At 54.1% G+C, this 23815-nt stretch carries 17 protein-coding genes and 1 pseudogene; 15 read left to right on the plus strand and 3 right to left on the minus strand.

Going from position 1 to position 23815, the window contains the following annotated elements; all coding sequences use genetic code 11:
* From PAT3040_RS22610 to PAT3040_RS22635, 6 genes are all read left to right on the plus strand, one after another.
* Window positions 1–868 (plus strand): Yip1 family protein (locus PAT3040_RS22610; RefSeq protein ID WP_146200518.1); only part of this gene is annotated, 868 nt, incomplete at its 5' end.
* On the plus strand, window positions 865–3159 hold the full coding sequence (locus PAT3040_RS22615) for a DUF5696 domain-containing protein (protein WP_108994488.1): 2295 nt from the start codon (window positions 865–867) through the stop codon (window positions 3157–3159). The genes PAT3040_RS22610 and PAT3040_RS22615, both read left to right, overlap by 4 nt.
* A complete protein-coding gene (locus tag PAT3040_RS22620; protein ID WP_087566086.1) occupies window positions 3152–4006 on the plus strand; it encodes a carbohydrate ABC transporter permease in 855 nt (284 codons plus the stop codon). Before PAT3040_RS22615 ends, PAT3040_RS22620 begins: the two co-directional genes overlap by 8 nt.
* Before the next feature lie 17 nt (window positions 4007–4023).
* On the plus strand, window positions 4024–5013 hold the full coding sequence (locus PAT3040_RS22625) for a carbohydrate ABC transporter permease (protein WP_108994489.1): 990 nt from the start codon (window positions 4024–4026) through the stop codon (window positions 5011–5013).
* A 52-nt stretch (window positions 5014–5065) separates the two neighbouring features.
* The gene (locus PAT3040_RS22630) at window positions 5066–6967 is read left to right on the plus strand and encodes an ABC transporter ATP-binding protein (protein WP_108994490.1); all 1902 of its coding nucleotides are present in this window, start codon (window positions 5066–5068) and stop codon (window positions 6965–6967) included.
* Window positions 6951–8795: an ABC transporter ATP-binding protein gene (locus tag PAT3040_RS22635; RefSeq protein WP_108994491.1), complete on the plus strand. Its 1845-nt coding sequence runs from the start codon at window positions 6951–6953 to the stop codon at window positions 8793–8795. The genes PAT3040_RS22630 and PAT3040_RS22635 overlap by 17 nt, the downstream gene beginning before the upstream one ends.
* Window positions 8796–8865: 70 nt before the next feature.
* On the opposite strand, the gene PAT3040_RS22640 is transcribed toward PAT3040_RS22635, so the two are convergent.
* Together PAT3040_RS22640 and PAT3040_RS22645 are read right to left on the minus strand one after the other, a co-directional pair.
* Window positions 8866–9615, minus strand: a complete 750-nt coding sequence (locus PAT3040_RS22640) for a MerR family transcriptional regulator (RefSeq protein WP_108994492.1) — start codon at window positions 9613–9615, stop codon at window positions 8866–8868.
* The gene (locus tag PAT3040_RS22645) at window positions 9590–10516 is read right to left on the minus strand and encodes a DUF2268 domain-containing putative Zn-dependent protease (RefSeq protein ID WP_108994493.1); all 927 of its coding nucleotides are present in this window, start codon (window positions 10514–10516) and stop codon (window positions 9590–9592) included. The genes PAT3040_RS22640 and PAT3040_RS22645 overlap by 26 nt, the downstream gene beginning before the upstream one ends.
* Window positions 10517–10676: 160 nt before the next feature.
* Between PAT3040_RS22645 and PAT3040_RS22650 the strand changes: the two genes are divergently transcribed.
* From PAT3040_RS22650 to PAT3040_RS22685, 8 genes are all read left to right on the plus strand, one after another.
* On the plus strand, window positions 10677–11579 hold the full coding sequence (locus PAT3040_RS22650; RefSeq protein ID WP_108994494.1) for a dihydrodipicolinate synthase family protein: 903 nt from the start codon (window positions 10677–10679) through the stop codon (window positions 11577–11579).
* Between the two features lie 60 nt (window positions 11580–11639).
* Entirely contained in the window at window positions 11640–12308 is a 669-nt protein-coding gene (locus PAT3040_RS22655; protein ID WP_108994495.1) for a PadR family transcriptional regulator, read from the plus strand.
* Window positions 12305–14149: an ABC transporter ATP-binding protein gene (locus tag PAT3040_RS22660; protein WP_108994496.1), complete on the plus strand. Its 1845-nt coding sequence runs from the start codon at window positions 12305–12307 to the stop codon at window positions 14147–14149. Before PAT3040_RS22655 ends, PAT3040_RS22660 begins: the two co-directional genes overlap by 4 nt.
* Window positions 14150–14550: 401 nt before the next feature.
* The gene (locus tag PAT3040_RS22665; RefSeq protein ID WP_108994497.1) at window positions 14551–15504 is read left to right on the plus strand and encodes an AEC family transporter; all 954 of its coding nucleotides are present in this window, start codon (window positions 14551–14553) and stop codon (window positions 15502–15504) included.
* Between the two features lie 682 nt (window positions 15505–16186).
* Entirely contained in the window at window positions 16187–16807 is a 621-nt protein-coding gene (locus tag PAT3040_RS22670; RefSeq protein ID WP_373863968.1) for an ABC transporter ATP-binding protein, read from the plus strand.
* Entirely contained in the window at window positions 16791–17828 is a 1038-nt protein-coding gene (locus PAT3040_RS22675; RefSeq protein ID WP_181376775.1) for an efflux RND transporter periplasmic adaptor subunit, read from the plus strand. The genes PAT3040_RS22670 and PAT3040_RS22675 overlap by 17 nt, the downstream gene beginning before the upstream one ends.
* 75 nt (window positions 17829–17903) lie before the next feature.
* Window positions 17904–20783, plus strand: coding sequence for an ABC transporter permease (locus PAT3040_RS22680; RefSeq protein ID WP_258235109.1), 2880 nt, complete (start codon window positions 17904–17906; stop codon window positions 20781–20783).
* A gap of 3 nt (window positions 20784–20786) precedes the next feature.
* A complete protein-coding gene (locus PAT3040_RS22685; protein ID WP_108994499.1) occupies window positions 20787–21680 on the plus strand; it encodes an ABC transporter ATP-binding protein in 894 nt (297 codons plus the stop codon).
* 5 nt (window positions 21681–21685) lie between these two features.
* Here the strand turns inward: PAT3040_RS22685 and PAT3040_RS22690 are convergent, their stop codons facing one another.
* Window positions 21686–22501 (minus strand): AraC family transcriptional regulator, encoded by an 816-nt coding sequence (locus PAT3040_RS22690; RefSeq protein WP_108994500.1) that lies wholly within the window; start codon window positions 22499–22501, stop codon window positions 21686–21688.
* Between the two features lie 118 nt (window positions 22502–22619).
* Between PAT3040_RS22690 and PAT3040_RS38945 the strand changes: the two are divergent.
* Window positions 22620–23815, plus strand: a pseudogene (locus tag PAT3040_RS38945) (FAD-dependent oxidoreductase); the annotation flags it as partial.

The following is a 23815-nucleotide window of genomic DNA, read 5'->3' on the forward strand; positions in this document are numbered from 1 at the left end:
ATTGGCAAAGGCTGCTTACAAGCGCGGAGATTACGCCGAGGCGCAAAGGCTGTTCAAGGATATCGGCCTCGCGCAGGGCTACTCCGATTCCTTCTGGCAGAACAGACTGCTGTGGTTCCAAAACCAATTCGGGCTGTTCATGAACGCCGCCATCGTCTTCTTCCTGATCTTTCTGCTGGCCAAGAAGCTGGGACGGCGGTACGGGAAGGGGCGTGCCCGGAAGCGGAGAGAATTCTGGCGAGGATGGAAGGCGGTGTCGACGCAGCTAGGCATCGTGTCGTATCTGATTCGCCACCCGCTTGACGGCTTCTACGGCATCAGGCACGAGGGCAAGGGGAGCGTGGCCGGCGGGAGCGCGGTGCTGCTGATCGCGCTTGCCTCGTACGGTTTCATTCGCTCCGGCACGAACTTCATCTATAATCCTTCTATTATAGTGGATGCCAGCGTCTTGACGCCGCTGCTGCAATTCACGGTCGTCTGGCTGGGCTTCGTCGTCGCCAGCTACCTGGTCAGCTCCCTTAATCAAGGGGAAGGACGATTCCGGGATGTCTACACGGCGAGCGCGTATGCGATGTTTCCCTTCGCGATCGTCGGCGTGCCGCTCACCTTATTGTCCGGAGTCATGACGCTTAACGAAGCGTCTATCTACGGATTTCTGGAATATGGCTTGTACGGTTGGGCGGGACTGCTGCTGTTCTGGCAAGTGCAGGGCATTCAGAATTACAGCGTCGGGGAGACCGTCAAAAATTTGTTCCTGACCGTGCTCACCATGTTCATTATGGCCATTCTCATCTTTATCACGTTCAGCCTGACCAGCGAATTGGTCGGCTTTATCTATTCCATCTACCAGGAGGTGGCCATTCGATGAAACGGAGGGTACTGGCATTGGTTTCGGTTGGCGTCGCTATCATCCTCCTTCTCGGTGCCATGTTCTGGCTGATTCAGCGCGATGGAACAGCGGGCGGGCAGGGCAACGCGACAACAGCCGCCGGGGAAGCTGTCCAAGACGAGGCTTCCTCTCCGAGGAATCAATCCTCTCCTATTGAGCCCAGATTGCCGAACGAGGAAAGCTTCGCGAGGGTAGCCGAGTCGGCTTCCCTTATTCTATGGGCCGACGCGGAGACGGGACACTTTAAGGCGGAGAGCAAGAACAGCGGCAACGTCTGGCGATCCTTCCCGGAGCCGGCTTACTGGGGGGATGAAACGACAAGCGGCGTCTGGCGCAGCAATCTGCTGTCGCCGGTCATGCTGGAATACATCGACGCTTCGAGCTCCAAGTCGCAGACGAAGCTGACGAACTGGATGGAAGAGCGCGGCGTCCTGGAGTTCGAGGAGCTGGACGACGGTTTCCGCGCGACCTACCATTTTAAATCTACGGGCTTCAAGATTCCCGTTGAGGTCGCGCTTCGGGGGGATTACGTCGAGGTGAAGATCATAGACGGCGGAATTACGGAAGAAGCGCTAAGTCTTCTAAACCTGAAGGCGTACCCGATGTTCGGCTCGCAGCCGTCGATTGACAAGAAAGGTTACTTGCTGCTGCCGGACGGATCCGGCGCGCTTGCCCGCTTCGACGAGAACCGGAGCAACGACAAGTCCGTCTATCGGGAGCCGGTATATGGCTCCGATCTGGCCTTCTACAACGAGGTGACGAACAGAAGTGAAGTCAAGATGCCCGTCTTCGGCCTCAAGTCGGGGGAGCAGTCGTTCCTCGGCGTGCTGACGGAAGGCGAGGAATACGCCAAGCTGTTCGCGGCGCCGGCGGGCTCTCTTGGCAACGGCAACTGGATCACGGCGGAGTGGCAGTACCGAATCAAATTTTTCCAAAGCACCGACCGCCGCGGCGTCGAGGGTTTCTACACGTTCAGCAAGGAGCGGTTCGAAGCCGCGGAGCGGAGCGTCCGTTATTACTTGCTGGAGGGAGAGGATGTCGGCTATCCCGCCATGGCCGCGAAATTCCGCGATTATTTGATTCAGGAACGCGGTTTGCAGCGCCTGCCGTCCGGGGACGGCGACATTCCGTTCTTCGCCGACATCGTGGCGGCGGATCTGAAGCAAGGTCCGCTATGGGACGATTACATCGTGGGCACGACGACGGGAGAAGCGGAGAGGATGCTGCGCGAGCTGACGGATGCGGGCATAGGCAGCATTACGGCCATCTATCACGGCTGGCAACGCTACGGCTACAGCTCGCACGGCGGATTGCTCCCGGCCGATCGGAGAATCGGCGGCAACAAGGGGCTGGAGTCGCTGGCGAATACGGCAGGCGAGCTCGGCGGCAAGCTGCTCCTGGCCGCCAACTACTCGCTCAACAACAGCGGCCGGGGCGGCTTCTGGAGCTTGAACGACGGCCTTCGGAATTTGGCGGGCACGCTGCTCTATCAGCCGCTGCCGGCCAAGGAAGAAGATGTGCCGATCGTCAGTCCGCTCTATTCATTCCGTGAAGCGCTGGACGATCTGCCGGAGTACGGGAAGCTGGGCGTGGACGGAATTTTGTTCACTGGCGGCATAGGAAGCTCGCTGAATACCGACTTCAACAGCCGCAACCGGGCGACGAGGTCGGAGGTGCTGGACGGCCAGCAAGCCGTGCTCGCCGCAACGGCGGATGGGATCGGATATGCAGCTGCGGAGAACGCTTCGTTTTATTCGCTTCCCGACATTTCCCATATTCACCGTATAGCCGACGACTATTCCTACGATATTTTCGTAGACGAAGCCGTTCCTTTCGCCCAGATCGCCCTGCATGGACTTGTGACGTATACATCGGAGTGGGGGAACCTGCGCGACGAATACAGGAGCGATTACTTAAAGAGCGTGGAGTACGGAGCATACCCGGCTTACGTGTTCACGGCGGCAGCGTCCGGAGCGTTTAAAAAGGCTTATTCCGTCTGGTATTACAGCATGAACTACAAGGACTGGATCGACGTGGCGGCCGAACAGTACGAGAGGTTGAACGAGGCGCTGCGCGATGTCCAGGACGCGTTCATCGTCGATCATGCGACTCTCGCGCCGGGCGTCAAGAAAACGGTCTACGAAAACGGTCAAACCGTTATCGTCAATTACAACGCGGAGCCATATCAAGGAGACGGCTACGTCGTAGGCGCATCCGATTTCGCCATCAGGAAGGTAGACATCAGGAAGGAGGGGAAGGCCTATGAATAAGAAGACGGCGCAACGCAAGCTGGAAGGCTCGATGTTTATCGCGCCGTGGATCATTGGCTTCCTCGCGTTCGTGGCGTTCCCTCTCTTCTATTCGCTGTACATGAGCTTCCATCAGGTGCGGATTACGGTGACGGGCGTGCAGACGACTCCCATCGGCGTGCAATATTATCGCGAGATTCTGTTCGCCGACGGAGGGCTGCTCTACGACGATCTGGTGCCGTTCCTTAGGGAAGCGCTCGTCATGATCCCGATCATTATCGTGTTCTCTTTGATGATCGCGATCCTGCTTAATCTGAAATTCGCGGGAAGAACGGCGTTCCGCGTCATCTTCTTCCTGCCGGTCATTTTTGCGTCGGGGCAGATCATCGGCGAATTCATCGCGCAGGGCGAAGGGTCCCTCGGCATTATTTCGTCGCTTCGGATCGATTATATGCTTGCCCGCTATTTGCCGCCTTCCTGGGCGGGACCGATCGGCAATGTCATCGGCTCCTTCGTGCTCGTGCTCTGGTACTCCGGCGTCCAGATTCTGATCTTCCTCGCCGGCCGCCAGACCATCGCGCGAACCGTGTACGAAGCGGCGCGCATCGACGGCGCCGATCCATGGAGCACCTTCTGGAAGATTACGCTTCCGGGCATGGTGCCCTTTATCTTCCTTAACGTGATCTTCACGATCGTGGATCTGTTTACGTATCCGTCCAACCCCATCATCAGCAAGGTGACGACGGAGAACTACGGTCTGTCCAGCGCGCTTGCCTGGATCTACTTCATGATCGTGCTGCTGTTCGTTGCGCTTGCGCTGCTGATCTACACGCGAATCAATGCTTCGTTATCGCCTAGACGTCAATGATAGAGAGGAGGGGCATTATGGCCAAGCTGTCGCTTGAAAGTATACCGTGGATCAAGACAAGGCGCGGGTCCTCTCCGGCCGGGTTTGGCAGAAAGGGGATTCTCGCCGGGCTGAAGTTTAAGCTGCTAGGCAGGGAGGCGGACAAAGGACTGCTGTTTCGCCTTCTTATGTACCTGCTGCTGATCGACGTGGCTTTTATTTATTTGAAGCCCGTCTTCTATATGGTCACCACGATGATTAAGGGAGCGCCGGATTTGCTGGACCCCGCCGTTATCTGGGTGCCGACGGGCGTATACGGAGGACATCTGTCGGAAGCGATAGAAATGCTGGACTATGCGAAAAGTTTTGGCGTAAGCTTGAACGTATCGACGTTGTCGGCCGTGCTGCAAGTATTTTCCTGCGCCGTAGCCGGCTACGCGTTCGCGCGTCTTGATTTTCCGTTCAAAAGGTTCTGGTTCGCCGCGCTGTTGTTCACGTTCATCATGCCGCCTCAGGTGACGATCCTGCCGTCCATCCTGTTGTTCAAGGAGCTGGGCTGGATCAACACGTTCTGGCCGCTTATCGTGCCGGCGGTATTCGGACACGGACTCAAGGGCGCATTGTTTGTTTTGATTTTCCGCCAGTTTTTCTCTACGCTGCCGAAGGAGATGGAGGAGGCGGCCCGCATCGACGGAGCCGGCGCGCTTCGCATCTTCTTTCGGGTCATGCTTCCCATTTCGCGTTCGGCGATCATCGTCGTTTTTTTATTTTCGTTCGTATGGGCGTGGAACGATGCCTACTTCCCATCCATGTACATGTTCGGCGCATCCGATGTTCCGCTGTCCGTCGGCTTATCCAAGCTGAATGCCCAATTGGCGATGGAAGCGCAGGAGGGAGGACTCAGAGCCTTCCTTGAACCGGTCAAAATGGGAGCGGCGTTCCTCATCATTCTGCCGCTGCTCGTGCTGTATGCGTTCACTCAGCGGTGGTTCGTGGAGGGCGTGGAGAGAACGGGGCTGGTAGAATAATTTTTTAGGGCGTGTATGCATACACGCCCTTGAGACGGGAAGTGAACAGAGGTTGGATTCACAACGCATTTTGGCCGATTTTTTCCGTAAAACCTGGTTGTATTACGTCTTGTCCATCAGTCTCCATCTGATTGCCAGCATCGTGCATGTAAACTTCCCGCGCGTGCTGGGAAATTTCACCGACGAGCTGAAGGAAGGAGTCCTGACGCTGGATTCTGTCATCCAGTACAGCTGGATTCTGCTTGCGATCGGGTCGGGGTACGCGATTATCGGCGGCTTCGCGCAATATCTGGTCATGTACACGGGCCGATTCTTCGAATTTATGAACCGACGCAAGCTGTTTATTCATTTCGCGGGGCTTAGCGAACGGTTCTACTCCCGCAACGGCGTCGGGAAGCTGCTCAGCTACTTCATGAACGACGTCACGGCCGTGAGGGAGTCGATCTCCATGGGCGTGAATCAGACGGCAGGGGCGTCGATGCTTCTTATTTCAACCGTCGTTATGCTGCTATTGACGGATGTTCCGCTTTATCTGGTCGCGGCCAGCATCTTCCCGCTGCTTCTCATCCCGGTCGTGGTGGCCTGGTTCGGACCCATGATCAAAAAACGTTCGATGGGCGTGCAGGAAGCGCTCGGGGCGATGACGGAATCGGCGGAGGAGCAATTCGGCGGCATTCGCGTGACGAAGAAATTCGCCGTCGAGGAAGTAATGGGGGCGCGTTTCGGGGTGACGGTGGACCGCATTCGGAGCAGGCAGCTCAGCCTGGTTCGCGTCTCCTCCTTCTTCCAGTCGCTTGTCCCTTTCCTCGGGGCGACGTCGCTGATTATCGCGTTGGCGTTCGGCGGGTACCTGACGATCAACGGAACGATAACCCTAGGCGGATTCGTCGCCCTTACGCTGTATATCCGCATGCTGATGAACCCGCTGCAGCAGATCGGCAACGTCATCAACGTCGTGCAGCGGGCCCGCGCTTCGCTGGAGCGGCTTAATAATCTGCTGTCGCAGCGGCCGGACATCACCGAGGACGATGAAGCGCTTGAGCTGGATTCTACCTCCGGCACGGGCATCGAGGTAAGGGGATTAACATTCGCTTACGGAGAGTCTGAGACGGCTATCGAAGGCGAGAGGAAGATGAAGGCGGACAGCGTGCCGGGCGCCGGTGACAAGAAGGGCCGGAGTGCCTCCGTGGCGGAGAGCAAGCGGGAGCCCGGACCGGGCGGCAATGACTCGAGTGGCGGGGAGGCTCAGCGGGAGGTACTGCGCGATATTAACCTGAGCCTAGCTCCCGGCACGACGCTCGGCATCATCGGCAGAACCGGCAGCGGCAAGACGACGCTCATGAAGCTACTGCTCCGCACCTATGATCCGCCTCCGGGCACGATATGGATCGGCGGGGAGGACGTTCGCCGTCTCAGTCTCAAGAGCTTGCGGGAGGGCATTGCCTACGTGCCTCAGGACGGCTTCCTGTTCAGTTCTACCATTCGGGAGAATATCGCGTTCTACAAGCGCGACTCGGAATTGCCCGAAGTGGAGCGGGCGGCGAAGCTGGCGCGGGTCTACGACAATATTATCGAGTTCCCTGACAAGTTCGAAACCCGGCTCGGCGAGCGCGGCGTCACGTTGTCCGGCGGACAGCGCCAGCGTACCAGCCTGGCCCGGGGGATCATTAAGGATGCGCCGATTCTCGTATTGGACGATAGCGTCAGCGCGGTGGACGCCGTGACCGAGACCGAGATCATGGAGACGATCCGCGAGATTCGCCGGGGCAAGACGACGATCGTCATCGCCCACCGGATCAGCGCTCTGAAGCATGCGGACGCCATTGTCGTCATGGACGGAGGCGCAATCGTGGAGCGCGGCACCCATGAGGAATTGCTGGCCAAGAACGGATTGTACCGGACGCTGCACGACATACAGGAAGAGGGGACGATGCGGAATGGCACAGGCCATTAACAATTGGCAGATGGACCAGAAGGCCGATCTGTCCGCGCCTCAGGTCAAGCCGAAGTACATCTCGACGTTCAAGGCGTTATCCGGTTATATCCAAGAACATCGGCTGACGTTCGCGGGATTTATCGTCTGTACGCTTATCGCCATTACGGCGGAGCTGCTTCAGCCTTACTTGGTCAAGATCGCGATCGACGATAATTTGATGTCGGGAAGGAACGATTACAAGGGGCTGCTGCTCGTTTGCGGCATTTATATGGCTTTATCCTTATTAAGTTTAATATTTTCCTACTTGCAAAATAACTTGCTCCAGAAGGCCGGCCAAAGCATCGTCGCCAGCATACGTAAGCGGTTGTTCGCGCATATCGGCAAGCTGTCGATGTCCTACTTCGACCGCGTCCCGAGCGGCAGCCTCATTACCCACGTATCCAGCGATACGGAGGCGATCAACCAATTTTTTAACCAGGTCGTGCTGAGCTTGTTCCGCGACGGATTGACGTTGTTGTTCATTTTGGTGCTGATGTTCCAGCTCGACCCGCAGCTGACGCTGTATTGCCTCATTCTCGTTCCGATTATAGCGGGCATCGCGATCGCCTTCCGTTCCTTCATGCGCGAAACGTATCAGATGGCCCGAACCCGGCTGTCCCGCCTTGTGGCTTTCGTGGCGGAGAACTTGTCCGGGATGAACCTGATCCAGGTCTTTCATCAGCAGGAGGAGCAGAAGCGGCAGTTCCGGGAGCGGAACGATTCCTATTTCCGCGCGAACGTAAGGGAAATCCGGACCAATGTCGTATTCAACCGCACGTTCGAGATTTTGAACAACATCGCGATCGCCTTCGTCGTCTGGCTCGGAGGCCGGGCCGTGCTCGGTCAGGAGCTGGAGTTCGGCGTGTTGTATGCTTTTATCACGTACATTCGCATGTTCTTCCAGCCGATCAATACGATTACGCAGCAATGGAATACGCTGCAGTCCGCCACGGTGGCGATCAATCGGGTCTGGAGCATCTTCGCCATTAAGCCGGAAGTGGACGACAAGGCGGAGACCGTTCCCTTTAAGAGGGAAGAGATAAAAGGGAAAATAGATTTCAACGGGGTCACATTCGCCTATGGCGACGGAGCGCCCGTTATCAAGGGCCTCGATCTTCATGTAAGCGCAGGAGAACTGGTCGGCATTGTCGGCACGACCGGAGCGGGCAAAAGCTCGCTGATCAGTTTGTTATGCCGTTTCTATGACGTGAGCGCGGGGAGCGTCCTCATTGACGGCCACGACGTGAGGGAGATACCGCAGCGGGATCTTCATCGGATCGTCGGGCTTGTACAGCAGGAGCCCTACCTGTATTCGGGCACCGTGCTCGACAATGTGCGTTTGTTCGATCCCGGCATATCCCGCGAAGAGGTCATCAAGGCTTGCGAATTTATCGGAGCGGGCGAGATTATCGGGCGGATGAAGGATGGCTACGATACGCGCTTGTCCGAACGCGGCAGCGGGTTGTCCGCCGGGGAGAGGCAGTTGATCTCCTTCGCGCGGATCATCGTGTTCAAGCCGAAAATTTTGATTCTCGACGAAGCGACCGCCAATCTCGATTCCCATACCGAGCAGCTGATTCAGAATGCGCTGAATCTGGTTGCCGTCGGCCGAACGACGTTGGTCATCGCCCACAGGCTGTCGACGATTATGGGAGCGGACCGCATTCTGGTCATGAGCAAGGGCGAGATCGTAGAGCAGGGGACGCATCAAGAGCTTCTGGACGTGGCCGGCTATTACGAGGAGCTGTATCGTCATTCCCAGGGGGAGCATGACGCTGCCGCGAAGGAGAGCGTTCAATCAAGGTAGAAGGATAGGAAACGGAACGTGCGGAGGTCCTCGCCAGAGGGCCTCCGTTCCATTTTGGGGACCGTTTAGTTCACGATTGAGATATATGATGCATAATAGCACTGTGTAGAAAATCTGCTAAATTCTCATTGCTATATTGATTAAAGTAGTTATTGAATCGTGCATCGAATTTGTAAGTATCGGCAATGCAAGCCAGTAACTCTGTATCACATGGCATGAATTGCATTAGAATTTTTTTCCACTCCTCGATTAATCGCTGAACTTCATCGGAGGAAGGATGCTGATCAACACAAGACGCAATTTGCTTGAATACTTCCTCCATCGATTGAAAACGTTCATCTTTTTCATCTTGTGATAGTTTATCCAACGTTTCATTAAACACATTATACGCTTCTGTTTCACCATAAATGAATCTCGCCTCATTTGCGTATTGTTCTTTTAATGGCAAAACGGAAGAACTGTTGAAGATTTGCAAATGACTAATATCATTCCCCGAAACGTAATCTTCGAGAGCTACCAAGATGGTTTCTAGTCTTTGTTTTTTCGATAATAAGGTTTGACTTTGCTTCTTTAATATTTGTTTCTGTTCTTGCCTGGTCAGCTTTAAAATGTCCGCAATTTCTTTCAAGGAAAAATCCATTTCCTTTAAGAACAAAATAGTTTGAAGTTTTTCCAAACTGCTTCGATCATATAAGCGATACCCTTTTTCCGTCAGATGTGTCGGTTTAAATAAATCAATCCTATCGTAATAATGCAAGGTCCGGCTTGTAATGCCTGTAATCTGAACAATATCTTTAACAGCTAATAATGGTTTCTTCATCCCAAAATCCTTTTACTTCGTCTAGTATTTGAGCAGCAGGTGTTATTGTGGCTTCAAAGATCGTTTTTCCTGTTTTTCTTAAATAATATTGGATTAAATAATATCCACAGGCGTAGCCAGCACTATAAGGCATATTGACCGGTTCAAAGTTTTGAAGTTTGGCGATCTCGTCACCGTAGAGATACGGAGCAAATTTATCAAACCCTGTTAATTGCAATTGCTCTCTAAGGACAGGCTTTATGCGCCTGTTAAGTGTGTCTGCGTTTGTTTTCGTTACCCAAGGGCCGAGCAATTCTTCTCCAAACATGAACGTAGCAAAGTTTTCAGCTAATCCTTCACTTACAATGAGCTCGCCCAAATTAACGGTGTGATCCCACTGAATAAATTGATATCGCACATTATGGTTGCATTCGTGCGCCAGCGCAGCCTTCATTCGAGGAAGCGTGTACTCATTTGGCAAGAGCGTACCCCAGATAAAACCAGGAATGCCCCCAAAGCCGCTATATCCTTCGTTTATTGTTAAGGCACGGTTTTCTGGATTCCCTAGTTGAATGGTAAACAAATATTCAGATACGGGGAGACTTATTTCATGTTTTATAAATAGACGGAGGCTTTTCCTTACAGCGTGCTCACACTCTGACCAAAAAGAATCTGACGAAATCAACTCAACCTCAGGCGAGATCTGCCCAGTAATCTGATCAGGGGATCGATGCATTATACTATTAAACGTAACAACGTCAAAACCATTCGCGTCTTCGGCTCTAAAAGGCATCTGTTGAATTTGCCATTGTTTCATAAAAGGAGCCATCATTTCGTTTCTGAATAATTCAAGTTTTTCCTCGGGCGAAGCTTGGGCAACTTTTTGATAAATATGGTCTGAACGCAATGTTATTATGTTCATATCTCTCACTCCCAGTCGTTTATAGTGAGAATTATGCACTATGACCTAACGTTAGAGTCAAGAACTATCAACAACAAAGTTGAAAATAGCCTTTATAATAAAAGAACATGTGTATTCTAACTGTCTTGATTTACGCGGTAAATAAGGGAGGGTGATTAATATGTTTACTGGGTTATCTGCATTTCCTTTAACGCCTATGAATGAAACAGGAATAGATGAAGTGGCTTTTACTCGTCTATTAAAACGTCTAACCTCAGCAAAAGTAGATTCGATTGGAGTATTAGGCTCGACTGGTAGCTATGTTTATCTCAGTCGTGAAGAACGTTTACGTGTTACTCAACTTGCAGTCGAATATTCTGAAGGAATCCCTATCGTAATTGGAATTAGCGCTTTGCGAACTCGTGAAGTACGCCAATTAGCAGAAGACGCTCAAAAGGCAGGAGCGAGTGGTGTGCTTCTTGCTCCGGTTTCCTATCAGCAATTAACTGATATTGAGGTGTATTCGCTGTATGAAATGGTTTCGAAATCACTGTCTGTGCCGTTGTGTGTGTACGATAATCCAACTACTACTCACTTTCGATTCAGTGATGAACTACATGGTAAAATAGCAAGTTTACAACAAGTCCGTTCTATCAAGATACCTGGAGTTCCCAATGAATTAGATACAGCTAAGGAAAGAGTGAAACAATTACGTACCCTTCTTCCAAGGGATGTAACAATTGGTGTTAGCGGAGATCCTTATGGTGCGACGGGCCTTAATGCCGGATGTGATGCTTGGTACTCTGTTCTTGGTGGTTTGTATCCCGATATATGCTTAGGAATTACACGAGCGGCTCTAGCTGGGTTATCTGAGTCTGCAGATAATCAATCTAAACGCCTTGAACCACTGTGGCAGATGTTTCAAAAGTATGGAAGTCTACGCGTAGTTGCAACAATAGCAGGAATGCAGGGACTAACCGACACTCCCAATCTTCCCTTGCCACTGCAAGGATTAGACGAGGTTGCTCGTCAAGAATTGAAAAATATTCTTTCTATTTTGAAAAACGAAATCTCATTGCCATAATGCGATATATCGTATAGAATTCAATATAATACGATATATCGCATTGGAGGTGTTCGCGATATGAGCGAGCATTGGCAACCGGAGGAACGATTGTTTCTCCATCTGGGCAACGAACGCGACACGAGCGGTTCCGGCAGGCGCTACTTCACCAGAGGCGGCGTGAAATATGCGCTGTTGGAGCTGCTTTCGCACGAGAATATGCACGGCTATCAAATGATGAAGGCGCTTGAGGATCAGTCGGGCGGCACGTATAAGCCCAGCCCGGGCTCCATCTATCCGACGCTGCAGATGCTGCGGGATCAAGGCCTGATCGAACCGTTCAAGAAGGATGGCAAACGCGTTTTTCAAATAACTGAGGAAGGCAGGGATTACTTGCAAGAGGAGCTGAATCGTCCCGAATCGCCCGAAGTCGGCGCGTCGGGGGAATGGGAAACCAGGTCGCGCGAGAGAGAGGGGCGGGACGAGGAGCGCGAAGCGACAGAACCGGGCGGCGTGCGACGCAATCGAAGGTTGACGCCTGCCGGCAAGGAGCTGATTCATTTGCTCAAGGCAGCGGAACGGGCGGCGCTTGCTGACGCAGCCCTTGCAACGCGGCTTCGCGAGACGCTTGCAGCATTGAGGAGTGAACTGCGGGGGATTACGGGGGAGACGGATTCCGAGATCGTGGGAGCCGTTGTTGAATCTGTAAGCGATGTGGCGGGAAGAGATCCCGGGGAGGGAGCGGTATGAGCGGCAATGCCAATCCGACAGGCGCCTACCGTCCCGGCAGAGGAATGGGCATGGGGAGATTCGGCACAGGCGAGAAGGTGAAGCCCGCCAGCGTATACGGCATGTTCGCCCGCATCTATCAACATGCGCGCCAAGTGTGGCGCGCGATTGCCTTGGCCGTCATCTGCGTCATTTGCGTGTCGCTGCTGGAATTTATCGTTCCGCAGCTTACGAGGTATACGATCGATCAGGTTATCCCCGGCAAGCAGTACGACAAGCTGATCTACATCGGAGCAGGCGTGTTGGGCTCCGCTCTGGCGCTTGGTTTGCTGAGGTACCTAAGCACGTCGCTGATGGCGACCATAGGGCAGACCGTGCTTTATAAATTCCGCAACGATCTGTACCGCCATATGCAGAATCTGGACATCGCCTTCTTCGATCGCAACCGCACCGGGGATCTGATGTCGCGGGTCACGAACGACGTAGGCATCCTGCAGCAGTTGATCTCCTCGAGCATGATGCAGCTATTCACCGACTTCTTCACTTTTACGGCGATTGCCGTCTATATGCTGTGGATTGATTGGCGGCTGACGCTGCTGCTGCTCGCGACGTTCCCGCTTATGATTATGACTACTCGACTGTTCGGCAAGAGAATGCGTTCATCATTCCGTAAAGTTCAGGAGTCGGTAGCGGACGTCAGCGACCATCTTCAGAATTCGTTGACCGGCATTCGGCTGATCAAGTCCTTCACGAAGGAGGAATATGAGTCCGAACGGTTCTCCGAAAGGACGCGTATCAATATGGACGCCAACATCCAGGTTGTCCGATTGAGGGCCGCTTACGAGCCGATTATCGACTTTCTTAACTTCGTCGGCCTGGCTATCGTTCTCGTGTTCGGAGCTTGGCTGGCGATGAGGGGCGATATGTCCGTCGGCACGATCGTGGCGTTTATCGCGTATTTGCGGCTGCTGCAGAATCCGATTCGCCACTTCAGCCGCATTATTAATTCGGTTCAACAATCCGCAGCTGCCTACGAGCGCATCATGGAAGTGATGAACACGAAGGCGGATATCGTGGAGAAGGCGGATGCGGTTGTGCTTCCGCCGGTACGCGGGCATATCGTATTCCGCGATGTGGATTTTGTTTATTCGGGAGATGCGAAGGTGCTGAGCGGCTTCAATCTGGAGCTGGAAGCGGGACGCATTACGGCGCTGGTCGGTTCGTCAGGCTCCGGCAAAACGACGATCGCGCATCTGATTCCGCGTTTCTACGATCCGAAGTCGGGCGACATCACTATAGACGGGCACTCCTTGAAGGATGTTAAGCTGGAGTCGCTAAGAGAACAGATTGGCATCGTGTCTCAGGACATCGTCTTGTTCAACGGAACAATCGGCGAAAATATCCGTTACGGCAACGCGAACGCCTCCGATGAGGAGGTTATCGCGGCTGCGAGAGCAGCGAATGCGGATACATTTATCAGCGCGTTCCCGGACGGCTACGAGACGGGAATAGGAGAACGTGGAGTTAAGCTGTCCGGAGGGCAGAAGCAGCGTATCTCCATCGCAAGAGCTATTTTGAAAAACCCGCGCATTATTATCCTCGACGAAGCGACGGCATCGCTCGATTCGGAATCGGAGCAGCACATTCAGGAAGCGCTCGCCGTTCTGCTGAAGGGCCGCACTTGCCTCGTCATCGCCCATCGACTGTCGACCATTCAGCAGGCCGATCGTATTTACGTGCTGGAACAGGGCCGCATTCTCGAGAGCGGCACGCATGAAGAGTTGCTTCGCATTCAAGGACGATATAGCCAACTGTACGAGTTGCAATTTCCGCAAGCGGAAGCAGGTGCCGGTGCTGGGTAGAAGACTGGGGCAAGTCTGGAGTCGAGCGGTACCGAGGATCAGAAGGCGGGTTCTGTTCGGGGGAGGAAGGTAGACGTTGAGCTTTAGCTTTATGAGGACGAGCATCGAATATAGAACGCAGTAAATCTGTCAGACTATGTTTGGCAAGGAAAGGGGAATGCAGTGCATTTGCGGCCAGGATGTTTTTTTCGCAAGCGAATTTGGCCAAAAGTATAGTCAGGAGTCGTTTATGCTGGTAGACTTTATTGGGGATCTTCCGTCGTAGATGGAGGAAGGCTCACGGGGAAGGGTTTGCCTCGAAGTTGGAGGGGAACTAAGGCCGATAGCGGCAATTGCACGGCTGGCCCATTCATCACGCTGACATGCTTAGCGCATCACCGACTTGGAAAGAAGAGATCATCATGACGGTTTTCATGCATGTTTTGACGAACAACGTATTGCCCATGGGCGTGCTGATTGGGCTCGGCATCGTGCTGATGCGGGCTTTCAAGCTCGATATCAAGACGCTGTCGAAGCTGAACTTTTATCTGTTTTCACCCGCGCTCATGTTTAACTTGCTGTACAATCAGAAGCTCGAGGTATCGCTAATCGGCAAGGTGTTCCTGTTTCTGTTGCTATTCATGTTCGCGCAGTACGCCATCGTCGAAATCGTCATTCGAATTAGAGGCTACAAGGCCAGCATGAGAAGCGCCATGAAAAACAGTGTACTCTTCTACAACAGCGCGAATTACGGTATTCCGCTCAATCAACTGGCATTCGGGGGGCTAAGTCACACGCTGGCGGTTCAAATTATCGTAATGGTCGTCCAATCGCTAATCCCGAATACATGGGGCATCTACAACGTGAATGCTCATAAAGCGGACATGAAGCAAGTATGGCGCACCATTCTGTCGATGCCGGTTATCTATGTAATTCCGGGAGCGTTGGCGCTCAGATGGCTAAACGTTCCGGTGCCGGATGCTCTCCAAATGCCGGTTACCTATTTGGCGAACGCATTTTTCGGAACGGCGCTCATTACGCTTGGCGTTCAATTAGGCAGTATGGAGTGGCGCATCAAGCGTGAGCTCGCCGTCGATGTCTCCATAGCTGTTGTGCTGAGGCTGGCGGCGGGTCCGCTGCTTGCTTGGGGAATCATATCGCTCTGGAACATCGTGGGATTCATGCCGCTGGATAAACTTACGACTGCCGCGCTTATCGTCTCTTCGGCAGTTCCAACGTCGCTGAGCAGTGTGCTGCTCGCGGTCGAGTTCGACAATGAGAAGGAGTTTGCCTCGCAGGCGGTATTTTTATCGACGTTGCTCAGCATACTTACGATTACAGTCGTCATCTTCTTCTTAAATATCCAAATTCCATAGATAAGTAGAGGGCATTTCCGGTTCTGCCTGGCCGGGGATGCTTTTTCTATTGAGATAATAGCTTCGGACACTAAATTTTTGGGCTCCAAGTCGCTGACATCGACCTAATTCCCACCAGTAGCACATTTTCAGAGTTTTAAGTCGCTGGCACCGATCTAATTTCGACCAGTAGCACATTTTGCGAGCTATAAGTCGCTGGCACCGATCTAATTCCCACCAGTAGCACATATTCCGAGTTTTAAGTCGCTGGCATCGACCTAATTCCCACCAGCAGCACGTTTTCCGAGTTTTAAGTCGCTGGCACCGATCTAATTCCCACCAGTAGCACATTTTGCGAGCTATAAGTCGCTGGCACCGATCTAATTCCCACCAGTAGCACATATTCCGAGTTTTAAGTCGCTGGCATCGACCTAGTCTCTACCTTTCATTCAATTATATGAGTTATCCAGCACCTTATTCGATAATCGCTGTGAAGTTCTAGTAATCATTGCTTAAGATCGATAAATTACACACCAATTCTGAAGTTTTTGATATTGTGTAAGTCCCAGTACGGATATAAAATGGAAAAAGATGATAATGCAACATAGGATTGGAGGGGGCAGCGATAGAGAGCGTACCCGCGGTATCCGATATTGTAATTGGAAGCGGTATCACGAAGTCGTTCGGGCGCGGATCAGCGGCCGTGCAAGTGTTGAAGGGAGTCGACATCGCCATCCCTTCGGGGGCGCTGATCGCCTTCAAGGGGCGCTCCGGATCCGGCAAGACGACGCTCATTAATCTGCTTAGCGCGCTAGACCGGCCCGATAGCGGTCAAGTGTTGTTCGAGGGTCATGACCTGACGGGGATGTCGGACAAGGAGCGGGACAGCGTCCGTAGAACGCGGATGGGGCTTATTTTTCAGTCGTTCGCCCTTATTCCATTAATGTCTGCTTATGAAAATGTTGAGTTCGTGCTGCGAGTGTCCGGGTATCCGGCTCAGGAGCGACAGTCGGCGGCAGAGGGAGCTTTGGAGCAGGTTGGGCTCAAAAGCCGCATGTCCCATCGTCCATTCGAGCTGTCGGGGGGCGAGCAGCAGCGAACGGCGATCGCGAGGGCGATTGCCCACAAGCCGAGGCTTTTGCTGGCGGATGAGCCGACGGCGGAGCTGGACAGCCGGACGGGGCTGCAAATTATGAAAATATTTCGCGATTTGGTTGAGACGGCGGGAATGACTATCATCATGACGACGCATGACCCCGCCATTATGGAGATCGTAGACCGCGTGTACGAATTGGAGGATGGTGTCATTGTCGTTTCGAGCTAAACGTAAAAGCAAAATCGTCGTCCTGACGGCTGCGATGGCTGCGGCATTGTCGCTTGCAGGCTGTTCGCTGCTGCCAGCCGAAGAGGCGCCGCTCAAGCCTCCGCTCGTCAAGCCGCCGCAGGAAAACTACCGGACCGTCGAGGTTGTAAAGGGTAGAATTACGCAGGAAATTCGCGGGAACGGCACGCTGGAGTCCTTTTTCACCGATACGGTGCAATTCAAGGCTGGAGGAGGCGTAGTCAAGGAAGTGCTTGTCAAGGCGGGTGACATCGTCAAGAATGGCGACCCGCTCATACGGCTGGATACAGGCAATATGGACATTGAGCTAAAGCAGATGGAGCTGAATCTGGTTCGCTCCGGTCAAGCGCTAAAGTCGGCCAAGGATGCAGGCGACAAGGACGAGATTCGAGTTGCCCAGCTTCAGTACGATATCGACAAGCTGAGACACGAGAGGCTGGCGGCAGCACTTACTGGCAAGCTGCTAACTGCTGAGATGGATGGTCAAGTGACATATGTAGCCGAGCTTAAAGAGGGGGATGCCGTCCGCGAATTCGAGACGCTGGTCGTCGTAGCGGATCCCGGCAAGCTGCGGATCGCCTTCCAGACGGACGGTTCGCCGGACGTCAGCCTCGTCAACGTTGGTTCCAAGGCGGAGCTGACGTTCACGGGCAATGTTCTGCTGGAGGGCAAAGTGACTCAGACGCCGTCGTCGGCTCCGTATTCGGACGACCCGATTACCAAGGATCGTAACGCCAAGATGGTTTTCGTCGAACTCGAGAAGCTGCCGGATGATGCGGAAATCGGCACGCGCGCGGATGTAAAGGTGCTGCTGCAGGAACGCAGCGACGTTATCATTATTCCGCGCAGCGGTCTTCGCAGCTATCTGGGGCGCACGTTCGTGCGGATTCTGGAGGAAGGCGACAAGATCCGAGAGGTTGACGTAGAGACGGGAATCAAAGGATCGACGGATATCGAAATTACGAAAGGGCTGGAGGAAGGCATGCTGATCGTGCTACCGTAGCGCGAGCTGCGGCAGCATACGGATCGCCGCGAATATCGGCGAATTCGTATTGCCGGACGCCTTGGTGACTTGTCTATGGCATTATTCGTCATGATTATACGCAAGATGGTGCAGAACAAGTGGCTGCTCGGCAGCCTGTTCATGGGCATCCTGATCTCCGTGGCGCTCGTCAGCAGCATGCCGATCTACTCCGAGGCTGTACTGTCCCGCATGTTGGTCAAGGATCTGGAACAATTGCAGACCAACTCGGGTCAGTACCCGGGTACGCACTACTCCAATGTAATGGTTACGAAGGAGACGCCGGAGCAGATTAACAATAAGTACGATAGAATCGACGATTACGTGCGCACGACGGGCGCAAGCTCGTTCGGGCTGCCCGTGCGGGAGCTTGTGGGAAGTTTCCAATCCATGTCGCTCCGCATGAAACGAGCGGATGATCCCAATCCCCTCTCCGATGACAACCAGCAATGGGTGACCATCAAGTCATACGAGGGGCTGGAGGAGCATGTGACGCTTAAGGACGGGAGACTGCCCTCGAAGGTGCCGGTCGACGGTGTCTACGAGGTGCTTCTGACAGAAAACGGACTTAGCCACTACAAGACAGTGCTGGACAAAGTATTCGTCATCGAGGACAAGAAAGCGGCGGCCAACGTACAGCTGAAGCCGGTTGGCGTTATACGGAAGACGGAGGATGACGATCCTTACTTCCGCTACGGTAATCTGAGCGACATGAACAGCGCCTTTCTCATGCCGTTCGAGACGGGGGAGCGCCTGCTGCTGCGCGAGGGACAATTGCCTTTAAGCGCGGCTGGATGGTATGTCGTCATGGACTATACGAAGATGGAGCTGCAGACGGTTGAGCCGTTTGTAACGGCGCACGAATCCATGAAAGCCGAGATCATGAAGAGCTTCGCGTTGTACCAGATGGGCTCGGAGACTCGTGCGCTAAATACGATCAGCGTTTATCTAGAGAGAGCGGAGCAGCTGCGTACGCTGATGTGGGCGCTGAACGTGCCGATTCTGCTCATGCTGGCTTTTTATATGTTCATGGTTTCCAATCTGATCGCCGGAAGGCAGAAAAACGAGATTGCCGTACTCCGCAGCCGCGGCGCCTCGAGATGGCAAGTGATCGGTGCTTATATGACCGAGGGGCTGCTGTTATGCGGCGTGGCATTCGGTCTTGGACCGCTGCTAGGCGCGGTGTTAACGGAAATGTTGGGCGCTTCGAACGGTTTTCTGGCCTTCGTGCAGAGGGTTGGTCTGCCCGTTCGGATTACGGAAGAGGCATACCGGTTTGCCGCGATCGCAGCCGCCGCCTGTCTCGTCATCGTCATCATTCCGATCGTGCTCGCGACGCGAGTCAGCATCGTCAATCATAAGCAGCAATCCGCAAGGCTGACGGGCAGCCCGCTATGGCACAAAATGTTTCTGGACGTCATGACGTTGGGACTGGCGATCTATGGCTTGTACACATTCCGCAAGCGGCAGGCGGATCTGCAGGCGCTGGGGCTGAGCGCGAAGGATCTGGCGATCGACCCGCTGCAATTTATCGTGCCGGCGCTGTTCATTATGGGGGCTGGATTGCTTCTGCTAAGGCTGTATCCATGGATTCTTAAAGGGATCTACTGGATCGGCAAGAAGTGGTGGCCGCCGTCGTTATACGCGACGCTCATCCAGGTCGGACGCTCCAGCAGCCAGTATCAATTCCTTATGATTTTCCTGATTATGACGATTGCAACTGGGGTATTCAGTGCTTCCGCGGCCCGGACGATCAACTCCAATATGGAAGACCGGATACGTTACGGCAACGGCGCCGACATGGTGCTGAGCGTCAATTGGGTAAACGATGCGCCCCCGCCGGAAGGCCCTGGCGGGCCACCGGGCGGCGCCCCCGCAACGCCGCCGGCCCAGATCCATTACATGGAGCCGGCGTTCGAGCCGTTCCGCGAGCTCCCCGGCGTGGAGCATGCGGCCAAGGTATTTACGAAGAAGAATGCGGGCTTTTACGCCAACGAGGTATCCGGCACGGCAACGCTTATCGGCATCGATACCGACGAATTCGGTATGACGACCTGGTTCCGCGACGGCTTGCTGGATTATACGCTAAATGATTATTTGAATCTGATCGCGCCGGATACGAGCTCCGTCCTGATCTCCCGAACGCTTGCCGAGCAGAAAGAAATCCAGCCCGGCGACACGATCTGGATTGGCTGGCAGGAGGTTTCCCAGCAGCCCTTTAAGGTATACGGCGTCATTGATTATTTCCCGACTTTTAATCCCAACCCGCCGCTAGGTTCCGTCAACGTCAGCGACAAGGCAGCCGACAACGCTCCTATGCTGATCGTTGGGCATCTGCCGCGCATCCAGGTGCAGCTGGCGCTTGAGCCATACGATGTGTGGCTCAAGCTTGGCGAAGATGTATCGACGTCGGAGGTTTATGAGGGAATCGAGGAGGGTGGACTGTCGGTCTCCCGTATTGTCAATACGCGAGAAGATTTGGTCCAGGCCAAAAACGATCCATTCCTGCTCGCGCTAAACGGCGTGCTTACGCTTGGTTTCGTCCTGGCGATTCTGGTCAGTTTCGTCGGTTTCCTGCTCTATTGGGTATTGTCGCTGCGGGGCCGAACGTTGCAAAACGGCATTTTGCGAGCTATCGGCTTATCGGTCCGGAATCTGATTGCCATGTTGGCTGTAGAACAGCTGCTCACATCAGGTATGGCCGTGCTTCTCGGCGTTCTCGTGGGCAATCTGACGAGCAAGCTGTATGTGCCTAACTTCCAGATCGCTTTCAATCCCAGCAGTCTGGTACCGCCGTTCATGGTCAAGTTCGAAACTGCGGACTATATCCGCATCTATATTCTCGTAGGACTCATGCTGCTGATCGGGCTGGGCATTCTCGCGTATATGCTGTCGCGCTTGCGCGTGCATCAAGCGCTTAAGCTAGGGGAGGACTAGTCGATGATCCATTGCGAAGGACTTGTAAAAATATACAAAACAGCCGATCTCGAGGTGTTCGCTCTGCAAGGTCTCGATCTCCACATCGAATCGGGGGAGCTGATGGCCATCATCGGCAACAGCGGAAGCGGCAAGTCGACGCTGCTTAATATGCTGGGCGGACTCGATCGGCCAACGGCGGGCAAGCTGACCGTCGACGGCAAGGATATGCTCAAGTTCACCGAACGCGATCTTGTGCGCTACAAGCGGGAGAGCGTCGGCTTCGTCTGGCAAAATAATGCCCGCAACCTCATACCGTATCTCACCGCGCTCGAAAATGTAGAGCTCCCTATCCTGTTAACGGGACGGCGCAGACGGTGGAGAGCGAAGGAACTGCTCGAGGCCGTAGGACTGAGCCATCGCGAGAACAACAAGCTGTATCAGCTATCAGGAGGGGAGCAGCAGCGGGTCGCTATTGCCATCGCTCTGGCGAATCATCCCAAGCTGCTTCTGGCCGACGAGCCGACCGGCTCCGTCGACTCCAAGATGTCGAATCAGATTTTAGACCTGTTCCGCGAGCTTAATCGTTCCATCGGCATTACGATCGTTATCGTCACGCATGATCCGGAGCTGGCGAAGAAAGTGGACCGCGTCGCGGCGATACGCGATGGCAAGATTTCTTCGGAGATGCTGCGCAAGCGCTCCTACGTCGAAGAACTGGCGGCGCTGGAGCTGGAGCAAGCGGCCGAAGAGGAGTCGCATGTGGAATATGCGATACTGGACAAAGCCGGCAGGCTTCAGGTGCCGGCAGGTTACCTGGAATCCATCGGCGTAAAAAACACCAACAAGGTTCGCGTAGAATTAAGCGAAGGGCGCATCATGCTTTTGCCTCCCGAAGGCGAAGAAGAGGAGAACTAAAAAACCTACAACAAAATCGGCCTGGCCTTCAGCGACTCCTTCCGGTATTCGGAAGGGGTTGTCTGCGTTTGTTTCCGGAATATCCGGCTCAAGTAGAAGCCGTTTTCGTAGCCGCAACGCTCGGCGATGGCGTCGAGCGTCAGATTCGTCTCGGCGAGCAGCTTCTTCGCGATTCGCATCCGGATATCGGTTGCGAATTGAAGCGGGTTGAGACCGTATGCAGCGCGAAAGCGGCGCGTGAATTGAACGGGCGTCAATCCGAGCTCGGCGGCCAGCTCCTTTAATGTGAAAGGGCTGTTCGCCTGCTCCCTGATTCGCTCCGACGCCCGGCTCATGAGCGGGTCGGCGGTTTGCCGCATAAGCCCGGTCGACGTTTCGTGGACGGAGGCGTACAGATGCAGCCAGAGCTCATTTATCCAATGTTGCCTTAGCGTCTGAGCATAGGCGGGATGGATGGCATGGATGCCGGCTCGAAGCTGGTTCAGCGTATCTCTGAGGCGCGGCGTTTCTTCCGGACGATAACGGCCCGACGGCAAAGGAGGCTCAGATTGCACATCGTACGAAGGCTCTAACGCGAATGTAATAAAGTGAAAGTCGAGCGTTGTCAGCGCTTCGCGTTGAAAAGGCGTGTTCGGAGCACACAGAATCCAGTCACCTCCGGAAGCTACGCCGCTTGATTCGCCTACAAGATAACGGAAGGAGCCATGTTCGACAAGAAACAGCGCCCAGTCCTCGTACGTATCGACGTCCAGAAGAAATTGGCTTTTGGATTTCCAGAAGGTATGCCCGCTTAGCGCCGGCATGCGGAATGAGGATGTCAAGGCATGATCCTCCTATCTTGAAATTTTGGATATTCATTATGAAATAAAATCTATTTTATACGTGTCGATGTTAGTATAACATGAAATTAAGGATACGCAGAAATGGAGGGTGCAAGAGATGAGAACAGAAACGAAAACGTATGACATAACGGTAGTCGGCGGGGGGCTTGCCGGAATATGCGCGGCGATCGCGGCAGCCAGGCTGGGGCAGAGAGTAGCGCTCGTACAAAATAGACCGGTGCTTGGTGGCAATTCCAGCAGCGAGGTGCGCGTATGGGTATGCGGCGCCACGGGACATGGCGTCAACCGTTATGCCCGCGAGAGCGGGATTATGGGCGAACTGTTCGTGGAGAATCAGTATCGTAATCCGGAAGGCAATCCTTATCTTTGGGACGCGCTGCTTCTGGAGAAGGTGAAAGCGGAACCAACGCTTGACTTGTATTTGAACACGGATGTTCATGAGGTTGACGCCGAGGCGATTGCGGGCGGCGGGGAAAATCGGATCATTAAGTCCGTTACCGGCTGGATGGCGGGATCCGAACGTCGCATCACGTTCATTAGCCCTATGTTCCTGGATTGTACGGGCGACGGCTTGCTTGGCTTCCTGGCGGGCGCGGCGTTCCGTATCGGACGAGAGGCGCATGACGAATTCGGCGAAGCATGGGCGCCGGAGCAAGGGGACAATATTACGCTGGGCAGCACGATACTTTTTTACACGAAGGATACGGGACGACCGGTTCGGTATTTGGCCCCGTCTTTTGCCAAGGATATTACGCAAACTTCCATTCCGCTAAAACGCGTCATCCGCAGCGGCGATTCCGGATGCCATTACTGGTGGATCGAGTGGGGCGGAGAGAAGGACACGGTCCACGACAACGAAGAGATCCGGGACGAGCTGTGGGCGGTTATTTACGGCATCTGGGATTACATTAAAAATTCGGGCAAGTTCGAAGCCGAGACGCTTACGCTGGAATGGGTCGGGGCATTGCCGGGCAAACGGGAGTACCGACGTTTCGAGGGCGATTACATTTTGAACCAGAACGACGTGGTCGCGCAGCTTCCGTTCGAGGACAGAGTGGCGTTCGGCGGCTGGTCGATCGACTTGCATCCGCCCCAAGGCATGTACGCGGAGAGCAAAGGGTCGAAACACTTCCATATGGACGGCATCTACCATATTCCGTTCCGCTCGCTCTACTCGCGCAACGTGTCGAACATGATGATGGCGGGCCGGAACATCAGCGCGTCCCATATCGCGTTCGGCACGACGCGGGTCATGGCGACCTGCGCCGTCATCGGCGAAGCGGCGGGGACGGG

Origin of the sequence: Paenibacillus agaridevorans (genome assembly GCF_003112455.1) — a bacterium.
GTDB lineage: Bacteria > Bacillota > Bacilli > Paenibacillales > Paenibacillaceae > Pristimantibacillus > Pristimantibacillus agaridevorans.